This is a genomic window from Corynebacterium tuberculostearicum (assembly GCF_030229345.1).
GTDB classification, from domain to species: Bacteria; Actinomycetota; Actinomycetes; order Mycobacteriales; family Mycobacteriaceae; genus Corynebacterium; species Corynebacterium tuberculostearicum_G.
In genome coordinates this window covers 42,721-66,883 of sequence record NZ_JASPGP010000010.1, presented here as the reverse complement: position 1 = coordinate 66,883, position 24,163 = coordinate 42,721, and the positions used below count along the sequence as shown (strand labels likewise).

24 protein-coding genes and 2 pseudogenes are annotated in these 24,163 nt (G+C 58.9%); 15 read left to right on the top strand and 11 right to left on the bottom strand.

The window, feature by feature from the left end; all coding sequences use genetic code 11:
• Positions 1-75: 75 nt before the first annotated feature.
• The 9 genes from QP884_RS08105 (at position 76) to QP884_RS08065 (ending at position 8,923) form a co-directional block, all read left to right on the top strand.
• Positions 76-1,452: a YkvI family membrane protein gene (locus QP884_RS08105; RefSeq protein WP_284821652.1), complete on the top strand. Its 1,377-nt coding sequence runs from the start codon at positions 76-78 to the stop codon at positions 1,450-1,452.
• Positions 1,453-1,677: 225 nt separating this feature from the next.
• Positions 1,678-2,328, top strand: a complete 651-nt coding sequence (locus QP884_RS08100) for a 50S ribosomal protein L25/general stress protein Ctc (protein ID WP_284821651.1) — start codon at positions 1,678-1,680, stop codon at positions 2,326-2,328.
• 91 nt (positions 2,329-2,419) lie between these two features.
• A complete protein-coding gene (gene pth, locus QP884_RS08095) occupies positions 2,420-2,950 on the top strand; it encodes an aminoacyl-tRNA hydrolase (protein WP_284821650.1) in 531 nt (176 codons plus the stop codon).
• Between the two features lie 5 nt (positions 2,951-2,955).
• On the top strand, positions 2,956-3,816 hold the full coding sequence (locus tag QP884_RS08090; protein ID WP_284821649.1) for a fumarylacetoacetate hydrolase family protein: 861 nt from the start codon (positions 2,956-2,958) through the stop codon (positions 3,814-3,816).
• A gap of 76 nt (positions 3,817-3,892) precedes the next feature.
• A complete protein-coding gene (ppk2, locus tag QP884_RS08085; RefSeq protein WP_284821648.1) occupies positions 3,893-4,780 on the top strand; it encodes a polyphosphate kinase 2 in 888 nt (295 codons plus the stop codon).
• Positions 4,781-4,809: 29 nt separating this feature from the next.
• Positions 4,810-5,988, top strand: coding sequence for a sensor histidine kinase (locus QP884_RS08080; RefSeq protein WP_284821647.1), 1,179 nt, complete (start codon positions 4,810-4,812; stop codon positions 5,986-5,988).
• A complete protein-coding gene (locus QP884_RS08075) occupies positions 5,981-6,640 on the top strand; it encodes a response regulator transcription factor (protein WP_284821646.1) in 660 nt (219 codons plus the stop codon). The genes QP884_RS08080 and QP884_RS08075 overlap by 8 nt, the downstream gene beginning before the upstream one ends.
• 86 nt (positions 6,641-6,726) lie before the next feature.
• Positions 6,727-7,440, top strand: coding sequence for an ATP-binding cassette domain-containing protein (locus QP884_RS08070; RefSeq protein WP_284821645.1), 714 nt, complete (start codon positions 6,727-6,729; stop codon positions 7,438-7,440).
• Positions 7,433-8,923: a hypothetical protein gene (locus tag QP884_RS08065; RefSeq protein ID WP_284821644.1), complete on the top strand. Its 1,491-nt coding sequence runs from the start codon at positions 7,433-7,435 to the stop codon at positions 8,921-8,923. Before QP884_RS08070 ends, QP884_RS08065 begins: the two co-directional genes overlap by 8 nt.
• Before the next feature lie 135 nt (positions 8,924-9,058).
• On the opposite strand, the gene QP884_RS08060 is transcribed toward QP884_RS08065, so the two are convergent.
• Both QP884_RS08060 and QP884_RS08055 read right to left on the bottom strand, forming a co-directional pair.
• Positions 9,059-10,513: a glyceraldehyde-3-phosphate dehydrogenase gene (locus QP884_RS08060; RefSeq protein ID WP_005329046.1), complete on the bottom strand. Its 1,455-nt coding sequence runs from the start codon at positions 10,511-10,513 to the stop codon at positions 9,059-9,061.
• A 61-nt stretch (positions 10,514-10,574) separates the two neighbouring features.
• Positions 10,575-11,561: a nitronate monooxygenase gene (locus QP884_RS08055; protein WP_284821643.1), complete on the bottom strand. Its 987-nt coding sequence runs from the start codon at positions 11,559-11,561 to the stop codon at positions 10,575-10,577.
• A gap of 35 nt (positions 11,562-11,596) precedes the next feature.
• Between QP884_RS08055 and pth (QP884_RS08050) the strand changes: the two genes are divergently transcribed.
• The gene (gene pth, locus QP884_RS08050; protein WP_284821642.1) at positions 11,597-12,244 is read left to right on the top strand and encodes an aminoacyl-tRNA hydrolase; all 648 of its coding nucleotides are present in this window, start codon (positions 11,597-11,599) and stop codon (positions 12,242-12,244) included.
• Here pth (QP884_RS08050) and QP884_RS08045 read toward each other — a convergent pair.
• Positions 12,241-12,933: a potassium channel family protein gene (locus QP884_RS08045; RefSeq protein WP_284821641.1), complete on the bottom strand. Its 693-nt coding sequence runs from the start codon at positions 12,931-12,933 to the stop codon at positions 12,241-12,243. The two genes, pth (QP884_RS08050) and QP884_RS08045, sit on opposite strands and share 4 nt — an antisense overlap.
• A complete protein-coding gene (locus QP884_RS08040) occupies positions 12,926-14,278 on the bottom strand; it encodes a TrkH family potassium uptake protein (protein WP_284821640.1) in 1,353 nt (450 codons plus the stop codon). Before QP884_RS08040 ends, QP884_RS08045 begins: the two co-directional genes overlap by 8 nt.
• Before the next feature lie 81 nt (positions 14,279-14,359).
• Here QP884_RS08040 and QP884_RS08035 point away from each other — a divergent pair, with 81 nt between their 5' ends.
• Together QP884_RS08035 and QP884_RS08030 are read left to right on the top strand one after the other, a co-directional pair.
• Positions 14,360-15,196, top strand: coding sequence for an SDR family NAD(P)-dependent oxidoreductase (locus tag QP884_RS08035; protein ID WP_284821639.1), 837 nt, complete (start codon positions 14,360-14,362; stop codon positions 15,194-15,196).
• 24 nt (positions 15,197-15,220) lie between these two features.
• Positions 15,221-16,855: a peptide chain release factor 3 gene (locus QP884_RS08030; protein ID WP_179386259.1), complete on the top strand. Its 1,635-nt coding sequence runs from the start codon at positions 15,221-15,223 to the stop codon at positions 16,853-16,855.
• A gap of 72 nt (positions 16,856-16,927) precedes the next feature.
• Here the strand turns inward: QP884_RS08030 and QP884_RS08025 are convergent, their stop codons facing one another.
• Positions 16,928-18,493, bottom strand: coding sequence for a TrkA C-terminal domain-containing protein (locus QP884_RS08025; RefSeq protein ID WP_284821638.1), 1,566 nt, complete (start codon positions 18,491-18,493; stop codon positions 16,928-16,930).
• A gap of 152 nt (positions 18,494-18,645) precedes the next feature.
• Positions 18,646-19,515 carry a patatin-like phospholipase family protein gene (locus tag QP884_RS08020; protein ID WP_284821637.1) on the bottom strand — a complete coding sequence of 290 codons (870 nt, stop codon included), beginning with the start codon at positions 19,513-19,515 and terminating at the stop codon, positions 18,646-18,648.
• Between the two features lie 25 nt (positions 19,516-19,540).
• On the opposite strand from QP884_RS08020, the gene QP884_RS08015 reads away from it, so the two are divergent.
• Positions 19,541-19,882, top strand: coding sequence for a hypothetical protein (locus QP884_RS08015; RefSeq protein WP_284821636.1), 342 nt, complete (start codon positions 19,541-19,543; stop codon positions 19,880-19,882).
• 197 nt (positions 19,883-20,079) lie between these two features.
• On the opposite strand, the pseudogene QP884_RS11285 reads toward QP884_RS08015, so the two are convergent.
• From QP884_RS11285 to QP884_RS11280, 4 genes and pseudogenes are all read right to left on the bottom strand, one after another.
• A pseudogene (locus tag QP884_RS11285) lies at positions 20,080-20,561 on the bottom strand (gluconokinase).
• A 105-nt stretch (positions 20,562-20,666) separates the two neighbouring features.
• The gene (locus tag QP884_RS08000; RefSeq protein ID WP_284821633.1) at positions 20,667-21,059 is read right to left on the bottom strand and encodes a hypothetical protein; all 393 of its coding nucleotides are present in this window, start codon (positions 21,057-21,059) and stop codon (positions 20,667-20,669) included.
• 48 nt (positions 21,060-21,107) lie between these two features.
• A complete protein-coding gene (locus QP884_RS07995; RefSeq protein WP_350309247.1) occupies positions 21,108-21,311 on the bottom strand; it encodes a homocysteine S-methyltransferase family protein in 204 nt (67 codons plus the stop codon).
• Positions 21,293-22,143, bottom strand: a pseudogene (locus QP884_RS11280) (IS1634 family transposase); the annotation flags it as partial. The gene QP884_RS07995 and the pseudogene QP884_RS11280, both read right to left, overlap by 19 nt.
• Positions 22,144-22,370: 227 nt before the next feature.
• Between QP884_RS11280 and QP884_RS07980 the strand changes: the two are divergent.
• Both QP884_RS07980 and QP884_RS07975 read left to right on the top strand, forming a co-directional pair.
• Entirely contained in the window at positions 22,371-22,748 is a 378-nt protein-coding gene (locus tag QP884_RS07980) for a hypothetical protein (RefSeq protein WP_284821630.1), read from the top strand.
• 19 nt (positions 22,749-22,767) lie between these two features.
• Complete coding sequence (locus QP884_RS07975; RefSeq protein ID WP_284821629.1) at positions 22,768-23,307, top strand: gamma carbonic anhydrase family protein; 540 nt, start codon at positions 22,768-22,770, stop codon at positions 23,305-23,307.
• Here the strand turns inward: QP884_RS07975 and QP884_RS07970 are convergent.
• On the bottom strand, positions 23,304-23,957 hold the full coding sequence (locus QP884_RS07970; RefSeq protein ID WP_284821628.1) for a hypothetical protein: 654 nt from the start codon (positions 23,955-23,957) through the stop codon (positions 23,304-23,306). The genes QP884_RS07975 and QP884_RS07970 overlap by 4 nt on opposite strands.
• Positions 23,958-24,163 lie beyond the last annotated feature (206 nt).

Genomic DNA, 24,163 nt, shown 5'->3' with positions numbered 1-24,163 from the left:
GCTGCGAAACCAACATAAGTCTCCTACCCTAAACCTCGTCTCTAGTAATTTTCTCTTTCAGTTTTAGGGTTTTCAGTGAAAAAGGTTTTTCTCTTAGCTCTCGCGTATTTCAGCTCCGTCGTCGGCGCCGGATTCGCCTCTGGACAGGAGCTCTTGCAGTACTTCACCGCCTTCGGCATTTGGGGCATTGTAGGCGCAGTCGTTGGTCTCATCCTTGCCCCGCTGACCATCATGATTGCAATGCAGTACGGCTCGTACTTTCAGGCGACATCCCACGGGCGCGTGTTTTCCTCGATTGCTTCCAAACCGGTAGCACGCTTTGTGGATTACGCGATTATCTTCACTCAGTTCTGCCACACTTTTGTCATGCTGTCTGGCGGCGGCGCTAACTTGAACCAGCAATGGGGGTTGCAGCCATGGGTTGGCTCCGCGCTTATGGCTGTCCTGGTCCTCATTGTCGGCTCCATGAACGTGGCCAAGGTGACGAATGTCCTCGGCGCGATTACTCCCTTCGTCCTCATTCTCCTCCTCTTGGCCGTAGGTGCTGCTTTTATCGATCCACCTTCTGGCCTGCAACAAGCACACGAATTCGCCACCGCCAACGTTGAGTCACCGCTTCCATTCTGGTGGGTAGCGGCACTGAACTACCTTGGATTGTCTCTCATGGCCTCCACCGCGATGAGCATTGTGATGGGTGCAGATACGCTCAATTCCAAGCAAGCCGGCCGCGGTGGTTTCTTCGGCGTCCTGCTCTTTTCCGGCATGCTGGTTTTGTTGGTCATCGCGCTTCTTCTCAGCGTGGAAGACGTGTGGGATGCGGACCTGCCTACCCTAGCCATGCTTAATGAGATTCATCCGTGGTTGGGCGTCGCCGCAGCGGTCTTTATCTACTTGATGATTTTCTCTACCGCAATCTCCAATTTCTATGGAATGGCTCGGCGCCTCAGCGCCCAGCGGCCAAATAGGTACCTTCCGATTTTGGGTGCCAGCGTCATCATCGCGTTCATTTTGTCGTTTGTTCCGTTCGGCACACTCGTCGGCATAGTCTTCCCAATTTTGGGCTATATCGGCATCATCGTCATCGGCTTGCTCATCTTTACCTGGCTCCACCGTGGTCGCCGAATCGTAACGGCGGAATCGCGCCGCCGCGACAAAATTCGCACCCTGCTGTTACGCATGATTGACCCGAAGGAAAAATTCAGCAAGGAGGATCAGACGCAGCTATCTCGCGAAGTGTATAACTCCAATCTTTCGGGTAAGCACCTCCACACAGAAGTAGCGAATGATGTCATTTCAGAATTGGATGAAGATGAATCCTCAACTTTCCATGCGGAGGACTACCAACTAGACAAAGAATGGCAGAATCTCGAAGCAAAGCAACCACCCGCTGAGGAGCTACAGGATCCGAACACCGAGCATTTCCACATTCCAAAGAACGACGGAAGCCACTAAGGTGCCGGTAAGGGTTTTGATTACTCACTGGCTGACGTGCTAATCTAACTCAGTCTCGGCGAGGGCGACCTCAGGATGAGGAAGCCGTTATCGACGCGATTGAAGTTAGAGCATGTTGCTTTTTATATACGCCTGCGATGACTCGTCCAAGACGTCCATCGGCAGGCTTTCGTCGTTTTTATCGCGTTGGCCGCGCCGCACTACTTTAACTAAGGAGAATGAAGCATGGCACAGCGCCCAGTAATTAAGGCTGAAGCACGTACCGAATTTGGCAAGGGTGTCGCACGCCGCCTGCGCCGCGAGTGGAAGGTTCCAGGCGTCATCTACGGTTCCCACCAGGAGCCGGTCCACTTCGCAGTTCCGCTGCTGGACATCCAGTCCCTCGTCCGCAACAACGGCGTCAACGCCGTTCTGGAGCTGGAAATCGACGGCGAGCAGTACCTGACCATGGTTAAGCACGTTGACCAGAACGTCCTGACTTTCGACATCGACCACGTTGACCTGCTGGCTATTAAGCGCGGCGAGAAGGTTGAGGTTGAGGTTCCGGTTACCCTGACCGGCGAGCCGGCCCCAGGCACCATGCACATCCAGGATGCTGACGTACTGCTGGTTGAGGCAGACGTACTGAACATTCCGGAGGAGATCGAGGTTTCCATCGAGGGCCTCGAGGACGGCGCAGTTGTCACCGCTGCCGACCTCACCATGCCGGAAGACACCACCCTGGTGGCAGAGGAAGACACCGTTATCGTCTCCATCTCCCTGCCTGAGGTTGATGAGGAGCTCGAGGAAGCAGCCGAGGCGGCTGAGGAAGGCGGCGCTGACGCTGGCGCCGAGTCCGTCGACGAGGGCGCAGAGTCCTCCGACTCCGAGGAGTAATCCCCTCCCCTTCACACGCAAGGCCGCCGTGAAATTCGCTTCTCACGGCGGCCTTGCCGTTTTTCTCTCTGCCTATGAGACAATTGAGCGCGTGACTCCACTTCTCGTAGTAGGCCTTGGCAACCCCGGCCCCAAGTACGCAGGCACCCGGCACAATATCGGCTTCGATGTGGCAGACGAACTTGCAGGAGAGCTCATGAGCAGCTTTTCGGTACACAAAAAGACCAACACCGAAGTCGCTGAGGGCATAGCTAGCGGCCGCAAGATTATCTGCGCAAAGCCACGGTCCTTTATGAACCTTTCCGGCGGGCCGATCAAAGCTTTGGCCCAATACTTTCATCTCTCCGCCGCCGACATCATCGTTGTCCACGATGAGCTAGAGCTCGATTTCGGCACTATAAAGCTCCGCACAGGCGGAGGCGATCATGGCCACAATGGACTGCGCTCAACCACAAAGTCTCTGGGCACCAAAGACTATCAGCGCCTTTCGGTAGGAATCGGGCGACCACCGGGGCGCATGGACCCGGCGTCGTTTGTGCTCAAGCCTTGGGCAAAACAGGAAAAGGCAGAAATCCCCATCCTTTGCGCCGACGCGGTCGAGGAGATCTTGCGCGTAGGATAGTCGCCATGAAATTGGCTACCCTACGCACTGGATTTGGTACTTCCGCTATCCGCATCGACGGCGAAAACGTAGGCGTTGAATTGGATTATGAGGACGTGGGCCAGCTGCTGCGCAGCGAGGATTGGCGCAAGGCCGCCCAGCTTTCCGGCGAGCCTGTGGTCTTCGACCACGCCGACTTGGAAGCCGTCGTACCAACTCCTGGCAAGGTCATCTGCGTGGGGCTCAATTACGCCAAGCATATTCGCGAGATGGGACGCGAATTCCCCGAACATCCCACCTTGTTCATCAAGTTCGCCGATGCTCTCACCGGCCCCTATGATGATGTCTTCATTCCCGAATATGGCACACAGAAGCTGGATTATGAGGGAGAATTGGCGGTCATCATCGGCGAGCGTGCCCACCGTGTCAACCGCGACGAGGCCCTAGATTATGTGGCCGGCTACGCCATCATGAATGACTACACGCTGCGTGACTTCCAACGCCAGACTAGCCAGTTCCATGCCGGTAAATCCTTTTATCGCACCGCCGGCTTCGGTCCTTGGCTTACCACCGCGGATGAGTGGTCACCGGGGTCCGGAGCTGTCCTCACCACGACCGTAGACGGTGAGGAAAGGCAGCGCGATAATACCGATGACCTCATCTTTTCCGTAGCTGAGCTCATCGAATTCTGCTCACAGCTCTATCCGCTCAATCCGGGCGATGTCATCGTTACCGGCACGCCGGAGGGCGTGGGCTTTGCCCGCACCCCGCAGCAATTTATCGAGGACGGTCAAAACGTCACCATCGCCATCGAAGGCTTGGGGCATATTTCCAATACCACCCGCTATGGCGAACCCGGCTGCGGCCCCGGCTGTACTTGTCCCTAAGCTGTGCCCAGGTTCTCACTCCAAAGTGGGCGGTCCCGTTTTCATCCCAGCCGCTTGCGCCGGTTAAGCTGGATTAATGAGCACAAAAAGCAGTAAAGCCCCTAAGAAACTCAACAAGAAGGCCTACGAAAAGGAGCTCGAACGCCTCCAAGCAGAGCTCGTGGACATGCAGCAGTGGGTCGTTGAAACCGGCGCCCGCGTAGTCATCATCATGGAGGGCCGCGACGCCGCCGGCAAGGGCTCCGCGATCAAGCGCATCACCCAGTACCTCAACCCGCGCACCTGCCGCATCGAGGCGCTGCCCGCTCCCAACTCTCGCGAACAGGGCCAGTGGTACTTCCAGCGCTACGTGGAAAAGCTTCCCACCAAGGGCGAAATCGTCATCTTTGACCGCTCCTGGTACAACCGCGCCGGTGTCGAGCGCGTCATGGGCTTTTGCACCGATCAGGAATATGTCCGCTTCCTGCACCAAGCACCCACCTTTGAGCAGATGCTGGTCGAAGACGGAATCATGCTGCGCAAGTACTGGTTCTCTGTTTCTGATGAAGAGCAGATTAAGCGCTTTGAATCCCGCCGCAACGATCCGCTGCGCCGTTGGAAGCTCTCCCCTATGGATCTGCAGTCCATTACCCGCTGGGAGGACTACTCCCGTGCCAAGGATGCAATGTTCATCCACACCGATACCCCAACTGCGCCGTGGTACACCGTGGAATCAGAAGACAAGAAGCGCTCCCGTATTAACGTCATTTCGCACCTTCTGAGCACCATTCCGTACGAGAAGCTCGAGCACGAGATGCCGGAAATTCCGCAGCGCCCGGATTCCGATGGCGAAACCTATGAACGCCCTGCCCGCGAAGAGTTCCGCTACGTGCCAGACGTCGCTGCAAAGCTAGAGCGCAAGTCCGAACAGAAGACAGCGAAGAAGACGTCCAAGAAGGGCAAGAAGAAGGATAAGAAGAAGTAGCAGCACCGGCTGTATTACTATCTTCATTCATGAGCACTGACACCGTCGCGCAAGCGCGTTTAGGAGATAAAATCCTCACTGCGGTGGCGGTGCTCATTGCGCTGTTTTATGTGATTTCTGCCGCGAAGAATCCCAGCATAATTGAGATTATTCAGGCAGGTCTATCGTTGCTATTCCTGCCATTTATGTGGGTCTGGCGGAGCCGTCCCGTGCTCAGTGCCACGGGCTTTATTGTGCTGCTCGCGGCATGGGCCGTGGCTTGGATGAGCCAGCTGCCCACCAATCTAGGGCTTACCCCTTGGGCCCTGACGGCACCCATGGCGGTGTATGCCACCTCCCGCTATGTCACGCGCCGCGTTATTCCCCGAACGGTACTGGCGCTGGCGATTCTTGGCTCCTTCATCTCGCCATTCATGTGGCGCATTGATCCGGAGTCATTCCTGCTGCACTACCAGCTAGACCGCCGCTTCTTGGCCATGCTGGTGGTGCACTGGGCAGTTTTGGGCAGCACCTATTTCATAGCCGCGCGCTACTTTGACTTGGCGCGCCAACACGAGCGGCTAGCCCAGGAGCGTTTCCACCAAGCCCAAGAAGAAGAACGCCTGCTCATTGCTAGGGAATTGCACGATGTACTCGCTCATTCTCTTACTTTGATCAAAGTTCAGGCGAATGCCGGGATCATTGCCGGGCGTGTAAATAGTGACGCTGCCCAGGATGCTCTTGCCACTATTCGTGAGGGCGCGGATTCTGCATTGGAAGAGGTCCGCGGCATTGTCACGGCACTGCGGAGCACCGGCCCCTCCGCTCTCAAACCGACAGAGCAGCTAGAGCACCTCGAGGGCATCATCGACGGTTTCCGCGCGGCGGGCTTAGAGATTGCAGCGGACTTACCGGTGACCTATGAGGCGCCTGCACTTACGCAATTGGCCTTGGTACGTATCATTTCTGAAGGCCTGACCAATGCTCTGCGCCACCAAGGCCCCGGCACGCACGTCGAAGTAGAGCTCGCGCTTGCCGACGCCGCCCGGATCACCCTAACCTCTACCAATCCCTCCCCGACTCCCAGCGAAGTTACTGGCAGCGGAGTTGGCCTCATCGGCGTCGAAGAGCGCGCCCACGCGCTGGGTGGAAGACTAGAGTGCTCGGGTGATGCAACAAAGTTCATCCTGCGCGCCGAACTACCCTTGCAGAAGGAAAACCGTGTCTAAGATTCGTGTCCTGCTTGCCGATGACCAAGCAATGCTTGTTGCCGCATTGTCTACCATCCTTAACGCTCAAGATGATATTGAGGTCGTGGCCACCGCCAATACCGGTTCAGAAGCCGTCACCGCAGCGTTGAGCCACCGCACTGACGTAGCCATCCTGGATATCCGAATGCCCGGCATGGACGGCATCGCTGCGGCCCAAGCGATCCTTTCCCGCGTCCCCGAATGCCGAATCATCATGCTCACCACGTTTAATGAAGAAGAATTGGTGGCTCAATCTATCGCCGCTGGCGCGCATGGGTTCCTTCTCAAAGATGCAGATCCGGAGGTGTTAGCTGGCGCAGTCCGGGACGTCGCCAAGGGCGAATCGGTGCTGGCCTCTCAGGTGACCCGACCGGTTCTGGAAGCCTATCGCACCGCCCTTACGCGAGGCGAGTTGAGCGCGCAGGAGCGCCAAGGGCTCAGCCTGGTGACCCGGCGCGAAATGGAGGTCCTTTCGCTGATTGCGCGCGGTGCTACAAATTCCGAGATCGCCGCCGAGATGGTCATTGCGGAAACGACAGTAAAGACGCACGTCTCTTCGCTCATGTCTAAGCTTGCGGCGCGCGACCGCGTGGCGCTGGTGCTGTTCGCCCAGCGCGCCGGAATTGCCTAGTCTCCTACTACGGTCGGAGATATTCACTGCGAAGTCCGTCTTGTAGGCGGAAGATTTTCGCGCCCCGGCACGCGAGACTTCACAGTATGAACTATGACATCTCTTTTGAGCACGTCTCGAAGTCTTTTGGCCCCCACACAGTCTTGCGGGACGTAGATTTTCGCATCACCCCTGGTCGCGTCCATGCTCTTTTAGGGCGAAACGGTGCCGGCAAATCTACGCTCTTTTCCATCTTTCTAGGCCTGCTGACCGCCGATTCCGGGACTATTCGCGTGGCCGGTGCGCCCTGGTCACGCGAGGTTCTCGACCACGTGGGGGCTTCCGTTAACGGTCCAGCTTTTTATGGGCACCTTTCTGCAGCAGCCAATCTTCGCGTCCATACGCGGTTGCTTGGTCTACCAGAATCCGAGATAGAGCGAGTACTTGCCATCGTGGGCCTCAACGGGGCTGGGAAGAAAAAGGCTAAGTCATTTTCTACTGGCATGAAGGCACGGCTCGCCCTAGCCCAAGCACTGCTCGGTGATCCCGAAATCCTCGTTCTCGATGAACCACAAAATGGCCTTGATCCGCAGGGCATCGTAGAGCTTCGTGAGCTCCTGCAGAAGCTGGCTGGCGCCGGTCATACCGTAATTGTCAGCTCCCACCAGCTCGGTGAGATTGTCCACTTAGCCCAGGACATCACCATCCTCTCCCAGGGCACCATCCGCTATTCCGGTTCGCTTAAGAACTTGGCTCCCAGCGGTCAGCTGGAAGCCGAATTTTTCCGCCTGACCTCCCCGGATGGTGAGGCTCATGTTTAATCGCTACCTTTCCGCCGAGGTCCTTCGCAGCCGCGGGAGCGCGCTGCAATGGCTCCCTCTACTGGCCGTACCATTAGTGGTGATGACAGCGTTGTTTTCCGCGCTGGCTTCTCCCACACAAGACGCCACCGGCGTTTTGGGGTGGCAGTCCATGTTCATCACGGGGATGTATGCACCTCTCATTGCGCTTTTTGCCGCCATTCCTGAGCGTCGAGAAGCCCGTACACGCGGCGGCGGTACGCTCTGGCGCCGGTTCAACGCCCACTATGAACAGGCCTCGCGCTATCTTGCCGTCCTTTCTAGCTTGGCGATCTTTCATGTCCTCAATTTCGGTCTTTCTTGGGCAATCGTGGCTCTTCAGGGCCGTGCCAACCATCAACTATTAGTGGTGGCTGGGCTCTATTCCTTCCTAGGGGCTATCGGGATCGCCGGGCTCGCTGTAGGGTGTTCGCGCCGCTGCGGCCTCGTCGCCGCCTTAGCTGGAAGCATTGTCTGGCAAGGAATTGGAATTTTACCGAGCACTGTCGAGGGCAACGCGTGGTGGGCATTCCCACCTGCGTGGCCGATGAGGTTATTGCTTCCTGCCCTGCGGATTCATCAGAACTCTGTTCCTCTCGATCCAGGTGATCCGCTACTACAAGAAGGTCCACTGCCCGCCGCGGTACTATGTCTGGTTCTAGCGGCTGTAGGTACGTGCGCGGCAATCTTTACTCCCCGCCGCATACGACCTCTTAGGTTGCGTCTGCGCCAGGGCGGTACCGCTGAAGATACGGCCGCAATCACCACTGGTGAGGTGTGGACCCCAACTGCTACACCGAGAGCTGCCGCTCGCTCCAAGCTACCTGGCGCGCTGATCGGGCTGCACCGTGCGACGTCGAGCCCCTTGCTCATTGGGTGTCTAGTACTGAGCATCGTGGCTTTAGCCGTCATTGCCCTTACCTACCCTGCCGATTATGTCCACGGCTTCTTCGTCTTTGCGCTACTGCCTGTGGGCGCGGGAGTCCTCCCTTGCATAGTGTGGCCACTGCTAGCGGCGGCGTGGCCGCTAAGCTACAGCGAATCACGTCATAGCCCTAACGCCCTTCTCATCTGGATCTTTGGGCTAATAGTATTCGTGTGCACGGCTGCATCGCTCGCTTCAATCAGCGCCGGTTCTTCTGCTCCTGCTGTCCTGGGACGACTGCCGCTGGCCGTAGGTGTGGGTTTCAGTATTGCGGTGATTTCCCTGTGCATCGTAGTGCGCTTCAGGATTATAAGTGCACTCGCCGTGACCATAATGGGCACCATTGTTTCCGTAACTCTCGGCGGTGATGTCCTCGCCAAGACTTACCTGTGGCTAATTGCCTTTTCGGCGTGGCCGATAAATGCCAACACTCCTGCACGCTACGTTGTCGCGGCATTCTTAACATTGCTCATCGCCGCTGCTGGTTCGTGGACGGCGAAACGACTGCTGCGGACAAAGGCACTGCAGCCAATGGATTAACCACATAAAGCGGCCACGTTTCAACTCCATTGGCGTGCTTCCAGGCCGATAGCGAGGCTGCTTTTCGGGGTTGGGTGATTGGAGCAGGGAAAACGGCAAAAGCCCGCGGAAACCGCGGGCTAGAGCTAGGTGAGCTTAAAGCTCAGACGGAGATACGCGCTTTGGCAGAACAACCGGGCGGGTGTGCGCCAGCTCTTCTACGATGCGTACTACCTGGTTGGAGTAGCCATACTCGTTGTCGTACCACACGTAGAGCACCAGGTGCTTGCCGGAGGCGATGGTAGCTACGCCGTCGACGATGCCGGCGTGGGTATTGCCGATGAAGTCAGAGGAAACAACCTCTGGGGAGGCAATATAGGAAATCTGCTGGCGCAGGTCCGAGTGCAGGGAAACGTTGCGGAGGAAGTCGTTGACCTCATCGCGCTCTACTTCCTTGGACAGCTCGAGGTTGAGCACGGCCATGGACACGTCCGGGGTAGGAACGCGGATGGCGTTGCCGGTGAGCTTGCCCTCAAATTCCGGCAGAGCCTTAGCCACGGCTTTGGCTGCGCCGGTAGCGGTAAGCACCATGTTCAGGCCTGCGGCGCGGCCGCGGCGATCGCCCTTGTGGTAGTTATCGATGAGGTTCTGGTCATTGGTGAACGAGTGCGCGGTCTCCACGTGACCGTGGGTTACACCGTAGCGGTCATTAATGACCTTAAGAACCGGGGTAATGCCGTTGGTGGTGCAGGATGCAGCGGAGAGAATCTGATCCTCATCGCTGATGTTGTCGTTGTTGATGCCGTAGACGATGTTCTTGATATCGCCCTTGCCCGGTGCGGTCAGCAGCACGCGGGAGATGCCCTTGGCCTTGAGGTGCTGAGACAGGCCCTCGCGGTCGCGCCATGCGCCGGTGTTGTCCACCAAGATGGCGTTATTGATGCCATAAGAAGTGTAGTCAATCTCGGCGGGATCGTTGGCGTAGATCATCTGGATCTTGGTGCCGTTAGCCCAGATAACCTCGTTTTCCTCATCTACAGAGATGGTGCCGTTGAAAGCACCGTGGACGGAATCGCGGCGCAGCAAGGAAGCGCGCTTGAGGATGTCACCGTCGCCCTTCTTGCGCAGGACGATGCCGCGCAGGCGAACGCCACCGTATGCTGCCTCGCGGGCGACGAGCAGGCGGGCCAGCAGGCGTCCGATGCGGCCGAAGCCGTATAGGACGACGTCGGTGGTCTCTAGGTCAACGCCAGCACCGACGATCTGGCACAGCTCGCCTTCCAAGTACATGCGGAGGTTTTCCTCATTGGATTCCTCCCACCCGAGGACCAAGCGGCCGAGGTCGACGCTTGCCGCGCCCAGGTTCATGTCTGCCAATTCCACCAGGATAGGCAGGGTCTCCGCCGTGGACAGGTGGCGCTGCGCGATGCGGCGGCCGTAGCGGTGAGACTTGATGATGTCGATATCGGTCTGCCCCACCAGTGGGCGGCCGAAGATGGTGGTGACAACGTTATTGTTGCGGTGCAGCTGGTGGATGAGCGGAATCATCTGCTGCGCCAGCTCGAGGCGCTCGTTCCAATCATCATGGCCAACATGTGCGTTCGCAGTCACGTAATTCATTCCTTTTCTGTCACGGGGGTGGCATTAAATCTTCAAACATAAATATTAGCGCTTAATAGTGTGGGTTTTGGCATAGATCGTTCAGGATGTTGGCCACAGTACCCCCGTTAATTTTTGCCACGTCGGTACCTACGAGGCAGTAGGCTACGGCATCATCGTGCTGCGCACGGCGTTCCTTAAGTACAGGGTTCAAGAGCGGATAAACCGGTGGAAGGTTGGGGTGACTGCGGGTGTACTCGGTTTCTAGTCCGCGGGCGAAGCGGCCCGAGAAAGCACGGGTAGACACGGTCTGCCCACCACGGCGCAGTAGCTGCCGGTTGTAGTCACTCGTTCCTGCCTCTTCGGTAAGCAAAAATGCGGAACCGCAGGAGCATGCGCCGACGCCGTCCCAGGACATAGCGGTGGCTATATCGTCTGCAGAGCGCAGGCCGCCAGCAGCGATCAGAGGAAGATCAGGGGCGGCGGCATGCACGTCGGACACCAACTCTTCCAAGTCCCGGGAATCGGGAGTCGCGGCTAAATCCCAGGTTCCGCGATGGCCGCCGGCGGCCGGGCCTTGGACGCAGAGCACGTCGACGCCCCGACCTGCGGCGACGGTTGCCTCCGCAGTAGTGGTGACGGTGGTCCAGGCCTCTGCGCCCGCAGCGTGGATTCGCTCTGTCTGTTCGGGTGTAAAGGTTCCAAACATGGACCACACCACGCGGGCGCCACCGCGCAGCGCTAGATCCAGCTTCTCTTCGAAGCCAAAGGAGTAATCGGGATCAGGCAGTGGCTGGTTTTCTGCTTTCGCCAGCTCGCGCGCGGCTGCTAGGTGCGCCCTGGAAAGCGGCTGTTGTGTGCAAAAGAGGTTTACTCCAAACGGAATGCCGGCACACTGGTCAATCTGTGTGCGGGCAGTGTCTATGCTGGCAGAGCCCACACCTAAGGTGCCAAAGGAACCGGCTGCATAAGCAGCGCGCACTAGTTCCGGGGTGGTGGGACCGCCGGCCATGGGCGCGGGGATTACGCTACGGGAAAGGGAGCTTATAACCTGACTCATAGCACCCCACCCTACCGAGAGAGGAAGCTAGTGCAGTGGCACCTTTAGGAGATTTTTTCGCGCGATTCTTCGGCTCGAAGAATAAACCCACACCAGGCCTCAATCCGGACGAGCTAGAGGCGGAGTGGCTTATTGTGGGCTTGGGCAATCCCGGCGCGAAGTATGCCGCTACCCGCCACAATGTGGGCTATATGGCCATCGATGATCTGTTAGCCGCAGGCGGTGACGTGCTTGAGCCGGTACGTGGGATGGATGTACAGGTCGCGCCACTTAGCTGGGCGGGGCAGAAAGTGCTTGCCGTGCGTTCGGGCACGTTTATGAACCTTTCTGGCGATCCAGTGGCGCCGCTGGCACAGCAGCTAGGCATCGCCCCGGACCATGTGATCGTCCTCCACGATGAACTGGACCTTCCGGCCAATAAGATCCGGATCAAGCAGGGTGGAAATGAAAATGGGCACAACGGCCTCAAGTCGCTCACCGAGCGCTTGGGCACCCGCGACTATCTGCGCGTGCGCATTGGTATTGCCCGGCCGCCAAAGGGATCATCCATTCCGGATTACGTATTGGGCCCCGTGGATGCGGGCGCAGGCTTTGATGACGCCATCGCCACCGCGGCCGAGGCCGCCCGCCTCATCGTGACGGACGGGCTAGGCAAGGCCCAGAACCAGATCCACTCGCGCTAGCACTGGGAGAATTTTTCTAGGGCCTTGGGGCTGCCGGCGGCGACGATGAAATCGGTAGGGGTGAGCTCGGTGGCGTCGGCAAGCGGGGCCCACTCCCCTTCCGCGCGGCGCACAGAGACCAATTGCACGCGGTGCGTGCGCCAGATGGCAGAAAGGTCGAGCGGCCGGCCCACCAATGAACTAGGAACGGCCATCTGGGTCACGCCATAATCGGTGGCAATCTCCGCAAAATCACGGAAACGCCCGCCCAAAAGATAAGCCACGCGGCGGCCGGTATCACGCTCTGGCCGGATGACATGGTGGGTACCAATCTGGCTGAGAATACGCGCGTGTGCCTCCGAGTCCGCCTTGGCCCAGATGTCTTTGACCCCCAACTCCACCAGGTTGGACGCGGTGAGGATGGAATCTTCCAAATGGGAGCCGATGGCGACGATGACGCGCTCAACCTCCTCCACGCCCAGCTGGCGCAAAGCCTCTGGGTCGGTGGTATCGGCCGCTATGGTCTCGGTGAGGTAGGGCGCTTCTTCGCGCACGCGCTTTTCGCTGGAGTCGATGCCGAGAACCTCAACGCCATTGGCCATCAGCTCGTGGGCAAGCGAGGAGCCAAATCGGCCTAATCCAATAACGACAACGGGTGGAATATCAATGCCGGCGCGGGAGCGTCCCAGCGACTTGAGAATATTAGCCAAGGAACGGCCTTTCTTCGGGATAGCTATAGCGCCGGCTGACGGATTTCGCCGCCAGCGCTGCTACCAAGGTAGTTGGGCCAACGCGGCCCAGGTACATGATGAGGCACAGCACTATCTGCGAGGGCGCAGACAGGCTTGCGGTAATTCCGGTGGACAAGCCCACCGTAGCGAAAGCAGAAAGAACTTCGAAGGAGACTTGATCACCGCTAAACTCCGGATCAAAAAAGCGCAGCGCCGCCACACCCAACGTGACCACCATGACCCCGGCAAAGCTCAACGCCAGTGCCTGGCGGGTCACCGAGCGCGGAAGGCTGCGGTGGCCGATGGTGGTGGTTTCCCGGCCCGAAAACTCCGCGGCCATGGCAGCCAAGAGCACGCAGGCGGTGGTGACTTTAATACCGCCGGCCGTACCGGCCGAGCCGCCACCGATAAACATCAAAATGTCGGTGCCCATCAGTGTAATGGGATGGGCCTGCCCATAATCGATAGCATTAAACCCCGCCGTGCGCGGAGAAGCGCTGGCAAAGAAAGAATTGAGCAACTTATCCCCCAGCGACATCGAAGACAAAAGCCCAGTCCACTCCATGCACGCGAAAAAGACGCCGCCGGCGAGCAAAAGCACGGTCGTGGCTGCTAGGGTCATGCGCGCGGTAATGGAAATGCGATGAACCACGTGACGATCGCGGCGTACCAAGCGCACCAACTCCGCCCACACCGGAAAGCCCAATCCGCCACCGATCAGCGCGGCGGCCAAGGGCAGCAAAATCCAGGCATCAGAAACAAAGGGCACCAGGTTATCGCTATTGGTGCTAAAGCCGGCATTGTTAAATGCAGATACCGCATGGAAAATGCCCTCCCACACCGCGCGCGGAAAGGAGTGCCCATAGCCAATCATCAAGCGTGCGGCCACAATGACAGCGATGATGGTCTCAGCCACCGCGGTAAATGCGAAGGTAAAAATCAGCGTCTTGCGGATTCCGCCGGGGGCAATGGGGCGCCCCTCATAGGCACCAGTTTTGCGCGCCTTGAAGCTAATCCGGCCGGTAAAAAGCAGGCCCGATAGCGAAGCGAGCGACATGATGCCCAGGCCGCCCAGTTGGATCAGCACCAAAATGATGACCTGGCCGGCCGGGCTCCAAAAGCTGCCGGTATCCACTACGATAAGCCCGGTCAGCGATACCGCAGACGTGGCGGTAAAAAGGGCAGACAAAAAAGAAGCGCGGGCGGTGCCGGCCTCTGCGAACGGCAGCATGAGCAAAACCGTTCCCACCAAAATCAGCACAAGGAAGCCAGCTGCGGTCAATCGCGCCGGGCCCCACTGCCGTATGGAAAGCAGGTGTTTCACCAGCGGAAGTATAGACCTGCTTTCAGCGCAAGGAAACTGCTGGCCGGCGCCACCCCTCCGTGGGAGGTTAGGATTGGTGCTATGACTTCGCCAAATAGCACTGCCAAGACCATTGTGATTACCGGCGCATCCGGCGGGTTGGGCGCCGCGGCTGCTCGTCAATTGCACCGCACCCGGCCACAAGACAACCTGGTTATCATCGGCCGCAATCCGGAAAAGACCCGCGCGGTGGCCGAGGAAGTCGGAGGCCAGTACTTCCTAGCGGACTTCGAATCCCTGGGCCAGGTACGCCGCTTGGCACAGGATTTGGAAGGCTTAGAGCACATCCACGCCCTGGGCAATAATGCCGGCGGCATTTTCGATGGCCCCTCCACCACCGCCGATGGATTTGAGCGCACCTGGCAGGTCAACGTGGTGGCGCCTTTCCTGTTGACCTCGCTGCTACGGGACAAGCTGCGCGCGGATAACGCGAACGTGGTTCAAACGGCTTCCCTAGCCAATTTCCTCATGTCTCAATTCGACCTCAGCGACCCTAATACGCTGGAGCACTTCAGCCCTGAGCGCGCCTACGGCAACGCCAAGCTGGGCGATATCCTGCTCACCCGTTATTTTGATGCCCACGGGCTTTCCGCGGTGTCCTTCCACCCTGGCGTGCTTGCCACTGACTTTTCCAAGTCCTCTACCGGCATGATGTCCAAGATGTATTCCGGGCTGATTGGCAAGACCTTTGGCAAGCCTGCCGACGGCGGCGATAACCTCGCTTACTATTTGACCGGCACCGAGGGAATCCACTTTGAATCCGGCGAATACTACAACGACAAGCGCAAACCTGGCCTGCAGCGCCCCATTGCGAAGAAGCTGTCGGTGGCTCGCCGCGTCTTTGATGATTTGGGGCGCCGCCTCAATGTGGAGTGGTAGCGCGAAACCACTAGACTATGCCGCATGAGTTCTGTCGTTTCTGAGGCCTCGCGCCGCCGCACGTTTGCCGTTATCGCCCACCCGGATGCTGGTAAGTCCACGCTGACGGAGGCGCTGGCGCTGCACGCACACGTTATTAATGAGGCCGGCGCGGTCCACGGCAAGGGCAACCGCAAGTCCACCGTGTCTGACTGGATGGATATGGAAAAGGACCGCGGCATTTCCGTGGCTTCCTCGGCGCTGCAGTTCGAGTATGCACCGGAGGGCCACGAGGGCGAACCCTACATGATCAACCTGGTCGATACCCCGGGCCACGCGGACTTCTCGGAGGATACCTACCGCGTGCTCACCGCGGTGGATGCGGCAGTCATGCTTATCGACGCCGCCAAGGGCCTCGAGCCCCAGACCCTCAAGCTCTTCCGCGTGTGCAAGGCCCGCGGCCTGCCTATCGTTACCGTGATCAACAAGTGGGACCGCGTGGGCCGCGAGCCCTTGGAGCTTGTCGACGAAATCGTCAACGAAATCCAGTTGCAGCCCACCCCGCTGTACTGGCCGGTAGGCATTGCCGGTGACTTCCGCGGCCTGGCACACATCAACGATGATGGCGAGGCCGATGAGTATATTCACTTCATCCGCACCGCAGGTGGTTCTACCATCGCCCCGGAGGAACACTTCGATCCGGATGCCGCCGGTGAGAAGGAAGAAGACGTGTGGGAGACCGCTGTCGAGGAAGCCGAGCTGCTTGCCGCCGATGGTGCCCTGCATGACCAAGAGCTATTTGAGCAGTGTGTAACCTCCCCACTCATCTTCGCTTCTGCGATGCTGAACTTTGGTGTGCACCAGATTTTGGACACCCTGTGCGCCATTGCCCCGGCTCCGCACTCGCGCGAATCCGATCCGAAGGCAGTTGAGGCTGCCACCAGCGCCATTGATGAGGTCCGCGAGGTCAGCGATGACTTCTCTGGCGTTGTCTTCAAGGTCCAGGCAGGTATGGACCAAAAGCACCGCGATAATTTGGCCTTTATGCGCGTGGTCTCCGGTGAATTCGAGCGCGGTATGCAGGTCAATCACGCCCAGTCCGGCCGCAGCTTTTCCACCAAGTACGCCCTGACTGTCTTTGGTCGCACGCGCGATACCGTGGATACCGCCTATCCAGGCGATATCGTGGGTTTGGTCAACGCCGGCTCGCTTGCCCCTGGTGACACCATCTATTCCGGCAAGAAGGTGCAATTTAAGCCCATGCCACAGTTCGCGCCGGAGGCCTTCCGCATTCTGCGCGCGAAGTCGCTGGGCAAGTACAAGGCCTTCCGTAAGGGCCTGGAGCAGCTGGCGGCCGAGGGCGTGGTCCAAATTCTCAAGAACGAGGCGCGTGGCGATGCCTCCCCGGTCATGGCGGCGGTAGGCCCCATGCAGTTCGAGGTCATGCAGGCCCGCATGGAGTTCGAATACAACGTGGAAACCGTCACCGAGCCTATCCCCTATTCCGTGGCTCGCCGCACCGATGCCGAATCCGCCCCAGAGCTCGGCCGTCAGCGCGGCGTGGAAATCTTTACCCGCCAAGATGGCGAGCTCATCGCGCTCTTTGGTGATAAGTGGAAGCTCGCCTTCATTGAGAAGGAACACCCAGAGCTCACCATGGAAACCCTCGTGGCGGATTAGAAACCACACAGCTTCACACGGCAGAGAAAAAGGCCGCTTCCCAGAACGGGAAGCGGCCTTTTCCGTTGCGTGTTAAACCATCAACATCACAGGGACAACGGCAATCTTGACCACCTGCGCAACCACAATGGTGGCCGCATAACCGGTCATGATGCGCGAGTCGGAGCTCAACCCCGTGGCGTAGTTGACCACAGCCGGCTGAGCGAAGATGCCAGAGAGTCCGCCGGAGGTACGGGTTTCGGACTGACCCATGAAGCGATTCGCCACTGCGAATAGGATCGAAACCACCACGGTGACAATGGCGGCGAGGATCATGCACTTCAAGCCCATCCAGGAGAAGGCGGTGGACAGGAATGCCTCGCCGGACGAGAGGCCCACAGAGGCCAAGAAGATGACGAGGCCCCACTGCTGGAAGGCAGTATTAATGGAGGCCGGCACCTGCCACGGAATGCGGCGGGTACGGTGCAGCGCGCCCAGGATAAGACCCGTAATCAGCGGGCCAAGCGCAAAGCCCAGCTCGAAGGAAGCGCCACCCGGCATCGGAACCACGACCTGGCCCAGCAGGTAACCCAGGAACAGGCCACCACCCAAGGCCACCCAGTTCAGCTCGGAGTAGGACTTAATTGAGTCACCGAAGTAATCCTTGATGTCGCCCAAGCGGTCAAACTTCACGATGAGCTCCAGCATATCGCCAGAAGCCAAGTGGGTTTCATTATTGGCCAAGAATTCCTCATCGCCGCGCTGCACGCGCACGATGCGACCGCCATAGCGGGAGAACAGGTTGAGCTCCTCAACGGTGCGGCCGGCGATATCCTGGTTAGAAATAGCCACGTTTTCGATGACCAGGCGTTTATCCACGAACGGAGTTTGCGGCTGACGCTTGCCCAGCATCTGAGTCAGTTCACGGGCCTTAGCCTTGGTGACCATAACGCGCAGGATATCGCCCTTGTGCAATTCGGGGCGATCGCCGGCAACCCGGACCTTATTACCACGGCGGATGGTAGCGATAACAAAGTGATCCTTGAACTGTTCTTCCAAGTCATCGTAGTTCACGTCTTTGGTAACGCGAATGGTGCGGGAGCGGAAGATCTTGGAGGCCGAATTGTCCTTATCGTGCTTGGCGGGCCAATTCTGCTTAAGCAGGAATGCCACAACCAAAATGGCCACCGCCACACCCACGGGATAGCCCAGCGAGTAGCCCACAGCCGGTAGCTCTTCACCGGTCTGTTGCTGGGCAACTGCCAGCGACGGCGTCGAGGTCGTGGCGCCGGCGAATACACCAACGGAAGCCAAGGTATCCAGCCCCAGCATGCCACCAAAGAGAAGGGCTGCGCCCGCGGCCACCACAATCGCAATGGCCGCCGTGAGCATATGCTTCATCTGCTTGGAAAAGCCCTTGAAGAAGCGCTCACCGGCGGACAGGCCCTGCATATAAATAAAGAGTCCCAATCCCAGCTCTTGCAGGGAGCTTAAGATGTCTTTATCTAGATCAATAAACGGGCCGAAGGCCAAGCCCATAAACAGCGTGCCCGCCGCGCCAAAACGCAGCGGACCGAAGGGGATCATGCCAAATAGCGTGCCGAGCAGCACTATGAAAAAGATGCTCAGCCATATATTTCCATCAAAAATTGCTAACACGCTGGAATATTTTAGGCATTTTCCCCCAAAGTGCCACGTGAAAGGCACATTCTTTAACGGCCACCAGTGGCATCGCTACTGCTTAAGCCCTTTTCGTCAGGGGCCACCCACCCCCAGCAGCGGCACATCTCACAGCAAACGCGCATAGTGAACTAATCGAGGAGGAATTCCTTCCACCGTGGCCACTCCGTATAGGTCTGGGCTTTCCCCGCCTGATAGTTCGCCCGCAGCTTGTACACGTTGCGTTCGGTAGAGGCCACCTGCATATCTTCCGGAAAAAATAGTTGCGCTTTGCCTTGGCGCTCCAACTCCAAAAGCCGGTCTTTGGCCGCGTTATAGAGGGCGGGGCGGGCTATGAGGGCGTCGGCAATAGCGGGGTACCTACGGAAGATGCGGCGGACAAAGGCTGAGCGCGCAACCGCAGGGCGCACGTACCCGCGCGGCTTAGTCCCGATAAACAGGAACTTCTCGTATCCGGCCTCTTCTGCTTGCGCAATGGTAATGCCACCGGAAGAGCCCAAGGCGCCGTCCACGTACGGCGCGCCGTCGATAAATCGCATCGGCATTATCAGTGGCAGCGTGGAGGAAGCGCGCACACGCACGAAGAGATCTTCCGGGGTGTGGATGTCCTGGCGCGTCCAGTAGACAGACTCGCCGGTATCGGCGCGCGCTGCAGCGAGCACCATATCGGCCGGATGCTCGCGGTAAGCCTGCCAATCAAAGGGCAAATCCCTGTCCGCGGCACGCTCATAAATGTACTCGGCATTGAAATACCCGCTACCACGCACCAGCGAACCCACGCCACCGAAGCTGGGGCTTTGAGCAAAGTCCGTAAAAGACTCTTCTGCGCGCCGGGCATCGCGCGACAAGTAATTAACGGTGTGCGATGCCCCGGCGGAGACGCCGCCTACCCAGCCAAAGTCCACGCCTTCTTCGAGGAGCTTGACCATACAGGCAGCCGTATAGGAATTGCGCATGCCGCCGCCTTCAATAACGAGTGCGGTGTTGCTGGCATCAATCATGGTGCCCCATACTACGCTGGATCCAATGAAGCGCATTTTCCGGCAATTGCTCGCGGACGAAGAAGGCACCTTCGATATCGAAACCGGCCAACAGCCCCGCACCGGGTTCGCCTATAACCCCACCGGGAAGGCGCTGCTGCGGGTAGCGGAGCCTACCCCGGCCGCAGTGAGCAAGGCCTTGGCCTTAGCCAAAGAACACGGCGCGCGGTATCTCGGCACATGGCGCCAGCCCGATGGTCCGCTCGTCTTCCTCGCCACGGCCGTAACCCACGATGAGTCCGTGGCCCGCGAGCGCGTTGCCGCCACCGGGCAGCATGCGTACTTCGACTTGGAGCGCTGCCGCACCATCACCGTGAGCGCTCACTAGACTGGACTCCCATGGGAGTAAAAGATGCACTTGCCCGGCTGACCGGCGCGCAGTCCCCGCGCCTGGCGCGCCCCGATTCCACCTGACTTAGGCCATTTTAGTGCGGAACAATCCCACCCCACCGCCAAATACCACCAGGTAGTAGTGTCAAGAGAAACGTTACTCACCCACACATGGCCTAAGTCGGGAGACGCCAGCTAACCCCGTAAGTATTCGGCCGCCGCAGCGGCAAGTTCCTCTGGGGCCTCGCTGACATCCAGCACGATGCCCGCTTCCCCCCGGCTGCAGTTCCTCGAGTGTCTCGAATTGCGAGTCCAGAAGGACGACCGGCATGAAGTTGCCCAGAGCGCTGACTCATGCGCTCCTTGAGCAGCTCATAAGAGCCGTGCAGGCCCACAAAGATCGTATCGATGATGTCGCGGTGGGAGCGCTTGAGCGCGGAGCAGCCCACAATGGCACCGGCATCCTGGTCCGCGAAAAAGCGGCCTAAGGACTCGAGCCAGGGCTTGCGGTCGGCGTCGTCAAGGGCCTGCCCCGAGGCCATCTTCTAGATGTTCGCCGCCGGATGCATATCGTCCCCATCCCGAAAAGGCAGGCCGGTGCGCTGCGCCAGCAACTCCCCGACCGTGGACTTACCGGAGCTCGAGACTCCCTTGATCACCACGTGCTTGCGGATCATCCCTCCTTGCAGCATTCCACCAAATCGTACGCGCTGCGCACTGCCTGACGCAGCGCGATTCAACGCAACATGACGCAACCACCGTGCGGCTTGATAAAGCGCGGTTTAACCCAGCGGCGCGTACGCGTACATGAGGTTCGCGCGCTGCACCTCGCCGCGTGAGGTCGGGTCAAAGGTGGCGCACAGGGCAGCTGCCACGTAGCGCACGCCACCCATCGGAGCAGAGGAGCCGACCCGCTCGGCGCAGTTCTGCAAGGCCGGCAGGCCGATGTCGTCGCCCGGCGAAGTCATGGAGAAGAAGGACGCGGCCATCATGGTGTCACCATCGGCACGCACATACTCGGAAGAGCCCTTGATGGCTTGCCAGGCAATCGCGCCAACGGGGTCGGTACGGAATTGGTCCCGCTCAGTCTGGGTCAACTCGGCGTTGGCGGCGGGTACGGACAGAGAGGCGACGAGGAGCGCAGCGCATGCTGCGAGGAAAGAAGGCTTTTTCATAGCAATATTGTATCCCCCGTGCATTGGAGTTGTCCTGGTATTCCTTCGCTATTGTCCAGAGGAACCGCTTGTTGCGCGAAGGATGGAAGCGCGCAGCTGGCGTATCTCAGTGGACACCACGCGGCAGCACCCGCCCAGCAGGCTAGCACCGGCAGCCACGAGATCCGTTACGGCCTCAGCCAGGCTCGCCGCGCCAACGGGGGCTGGCCGCCAATGATGGGCGCCGTTGTCCCAGCCGAGGCTTGTGTCCAGATCTGGCCGTGGGCGTAGTCTTCACCGGGTTTTCCCGCCGCCAGGTTTCAATCACCTCAGGCACGGTGGAGGTTTCACCGACAAAATGTAGTGCAGACCTGCATCGATGAGTGCTTGCTTGTTCGCCGCTGAAACCATGCCCGCATCAGCAACGACGGAAACCTCGTCGAGCTGGTAGGCATCTTGGAACCGTGTGATCATCGGTAGCATCGTGTGGGTTTATGCCGAGTTGCCAGCAAACGCGCCCACATGCAGTGGAAACCCGGTGGCATCAGTAAGCAGCCCGACAAGGTTTTGTGGCTCCACACGGCGTTCTTTGGAAAATAGGGAGTTGCGAAGCTCATCAGGAGTATCGGCTTCAAAGTACAAGATGGTCACGTCGTACAAGATAAATGCGCCTGGCCCAATACCTGCATGATGGGCCAACGCTTGGGTTTGTATCTCCCCGAACGATTCGGTGGCGAAGGAGGAAAGACGCCTCTGGATGGTGCGGTAGCTTGCGCTGGTGATGCCAACCTCAGCAAGAGTCTCGATGAAATCCAGCTTTGAGCTGGGATGGATGATCCGGGCACGCACCAGAACACGAAGCACCGGATCATCGCCGCTTGCTGCAGCAAGTCCTAGCTCGTTGAAACACGCATCAATACAGTCCAGCAAGTATCCAGCCCGCTGACCGGCTACCGGCAGCGGGTTGGAAACGCTGCCTGTTGCCGGTGGGGTGTGTAACCTCGCCGAAGTCCATTGCGAGTTGGTCACCATCGACGATGCGTTGAGCCTCAGCCCGCAAAAGCACAAGCTCATACCCTGAATGCGCTGAGCCGATATGCTTCATTCTTTTCGCACTTTTGCGTTCAGAGAACACCACGTGCACCGCTATCGCTCCTGAGTCGGTCTTGACGGTGCGAATATAAGGACTCACCAAAATCAGACTACTGCACACCCCGGAACTACCCACTTAGTGCGGAAAAATCCCACCCGCAAACAAAACCACCAGGTAACAGTGTCAAGAGTGACGTTACTCACCCGCCCATGACCTAAGTCAGGTTAGACTAAGGGCTTATGGGATTAAAAGACGCCCTCGCCCGGCTTACCGGCGCGCAGCCCCCGCGCTTAGCTCACCCCGATTTCACCGCCCCCACCGCACGGGTAGAAAAACTGGAAATCCACACCGCTGGCCCGCTTATCATTGTGGTCACTAATCAGCCCGGCGCGGAAGTGCTCTGCGAGGTAGCCCGCGCCCGCGAGTCAGCCACATTGGCCTCCCCCACCACGACGGTGCATTTTCCCGCCGCGAAAAAAGATGCCTTGCCCATCAAAGATCCCCGGCGCGGCTGGGTCATTCCGCTTACGCCCGCGCTTGCCGACGCCCTCGTAGACAACCTCCCCTACCCCGGCGACTACGAGCTTTCCCCCGCCCTAGCCGTGGTGGTGGAATAGTTTCCTAGAAAGGACTGACATGCTGCTTTTGCCTTGTGCTGGGAAGAAGCCGCGCATCCACCGCAGTGCGTGGATTGCGCCCAATGCCACCATCATTGGTGATGTAGAAATCGGCCCGGATTCCTCCGTCTTTTATGGCGCCGTACTGCGCGGCGACGTGGGGGCAATTCGCATCGGCGCTAGGTGCAATATTCAGGACAATTGCGTCTTCCACGTAGAAGAGGACACGCCGTGCGTACTAGAAGATGATGTAACGGTGGGACACATGGCGATGGTTCATGCCGCGCATGTGGAGGCCGGTTCCCTGGTGGGTATGTCCTCTTCGCTGCTCTCGCGCTGCACTATTGGCACCGGCTCGCTCATCGCGGCAGGCGCCGTGGTACTGGAAGGAACCACCATTGCGCCGCGGAGCCTTGCCGCCGGCGTGCCGGCCAAGGTGCGCCGCGAGCTCAGCCCGGAAGAGTCACAGGCTTTCATTGCGCATGCTGCCCGCTACGTGGACTGCGCGCGCAGCCAATCCGATGTGGCGTTGAGCCTGGATGAGGTCATCTTTGATTAAAGGGAAAGCACGCCCATGAGGATGAGGAAGACCGCCACGAGGTAGCCGCCGAAGAGCGCCACCTGAGTGCTATTGGCGCGCGCCGCGGCAAAAAGACGGCCGGCGGCCGATTCGGGATGGGCGCGCACCACCGCAATAAAAAGGCCGCAGATAGTGGGCAGGGACAAAGCCAGGCTGGCGTACCACACCAAGCCGCCGTACTGAGCGGCCGGAGCGATGTCTTCGGTAGCCAGGTGCATGAGTCCGTAATAAAACGGCACCGAGGTCAGCGATTGCACCACGCCCATAATGAAACCGATGATCGCGGTAAGCGGCGATGGAGTACGCAACGGCTCGAGCAGCCGATTTACCAAGGCATTGGGCTGGCCTTGAGAGCGCCACGAGCCGAACCCCACCGCGATGCCGACTGCGATAAGTACCCAGCCGGCAACGGGCGAGCTCAAGATGGCCTCAATCTGGTCTTTTACTCCCAGCAGCACAAACATCACCACGGCCGCCGCGGCGAGGACTCCCATCCAGTCTCCTATCACCACTAAGGAGGCAATGCGCCGGTACTTGCCGCGGGGCAAGATGATGCCAATGGCCACGAGGATTCCGATGAGTAAGGCATTGACGGAATCCAAGAGGGCAAAACTAACGGCGTGGAGCATGCCGGTCAGTCTACCGCCCCATGCCGCCATCGCCGATACGCCTGAGGGCACAAGACCTATATCTCACGAGTAGCTTCCTATGGTCCACCGCACAGGTCTTTGCGCACATTCCGTAATTTTGCGTACACTATGCAATGTTTCGCACGGGGTGCAAATTTCTCCCCGCGGATTCTATATTCACTGTCACCTGCGTGCAGAGCACTGTA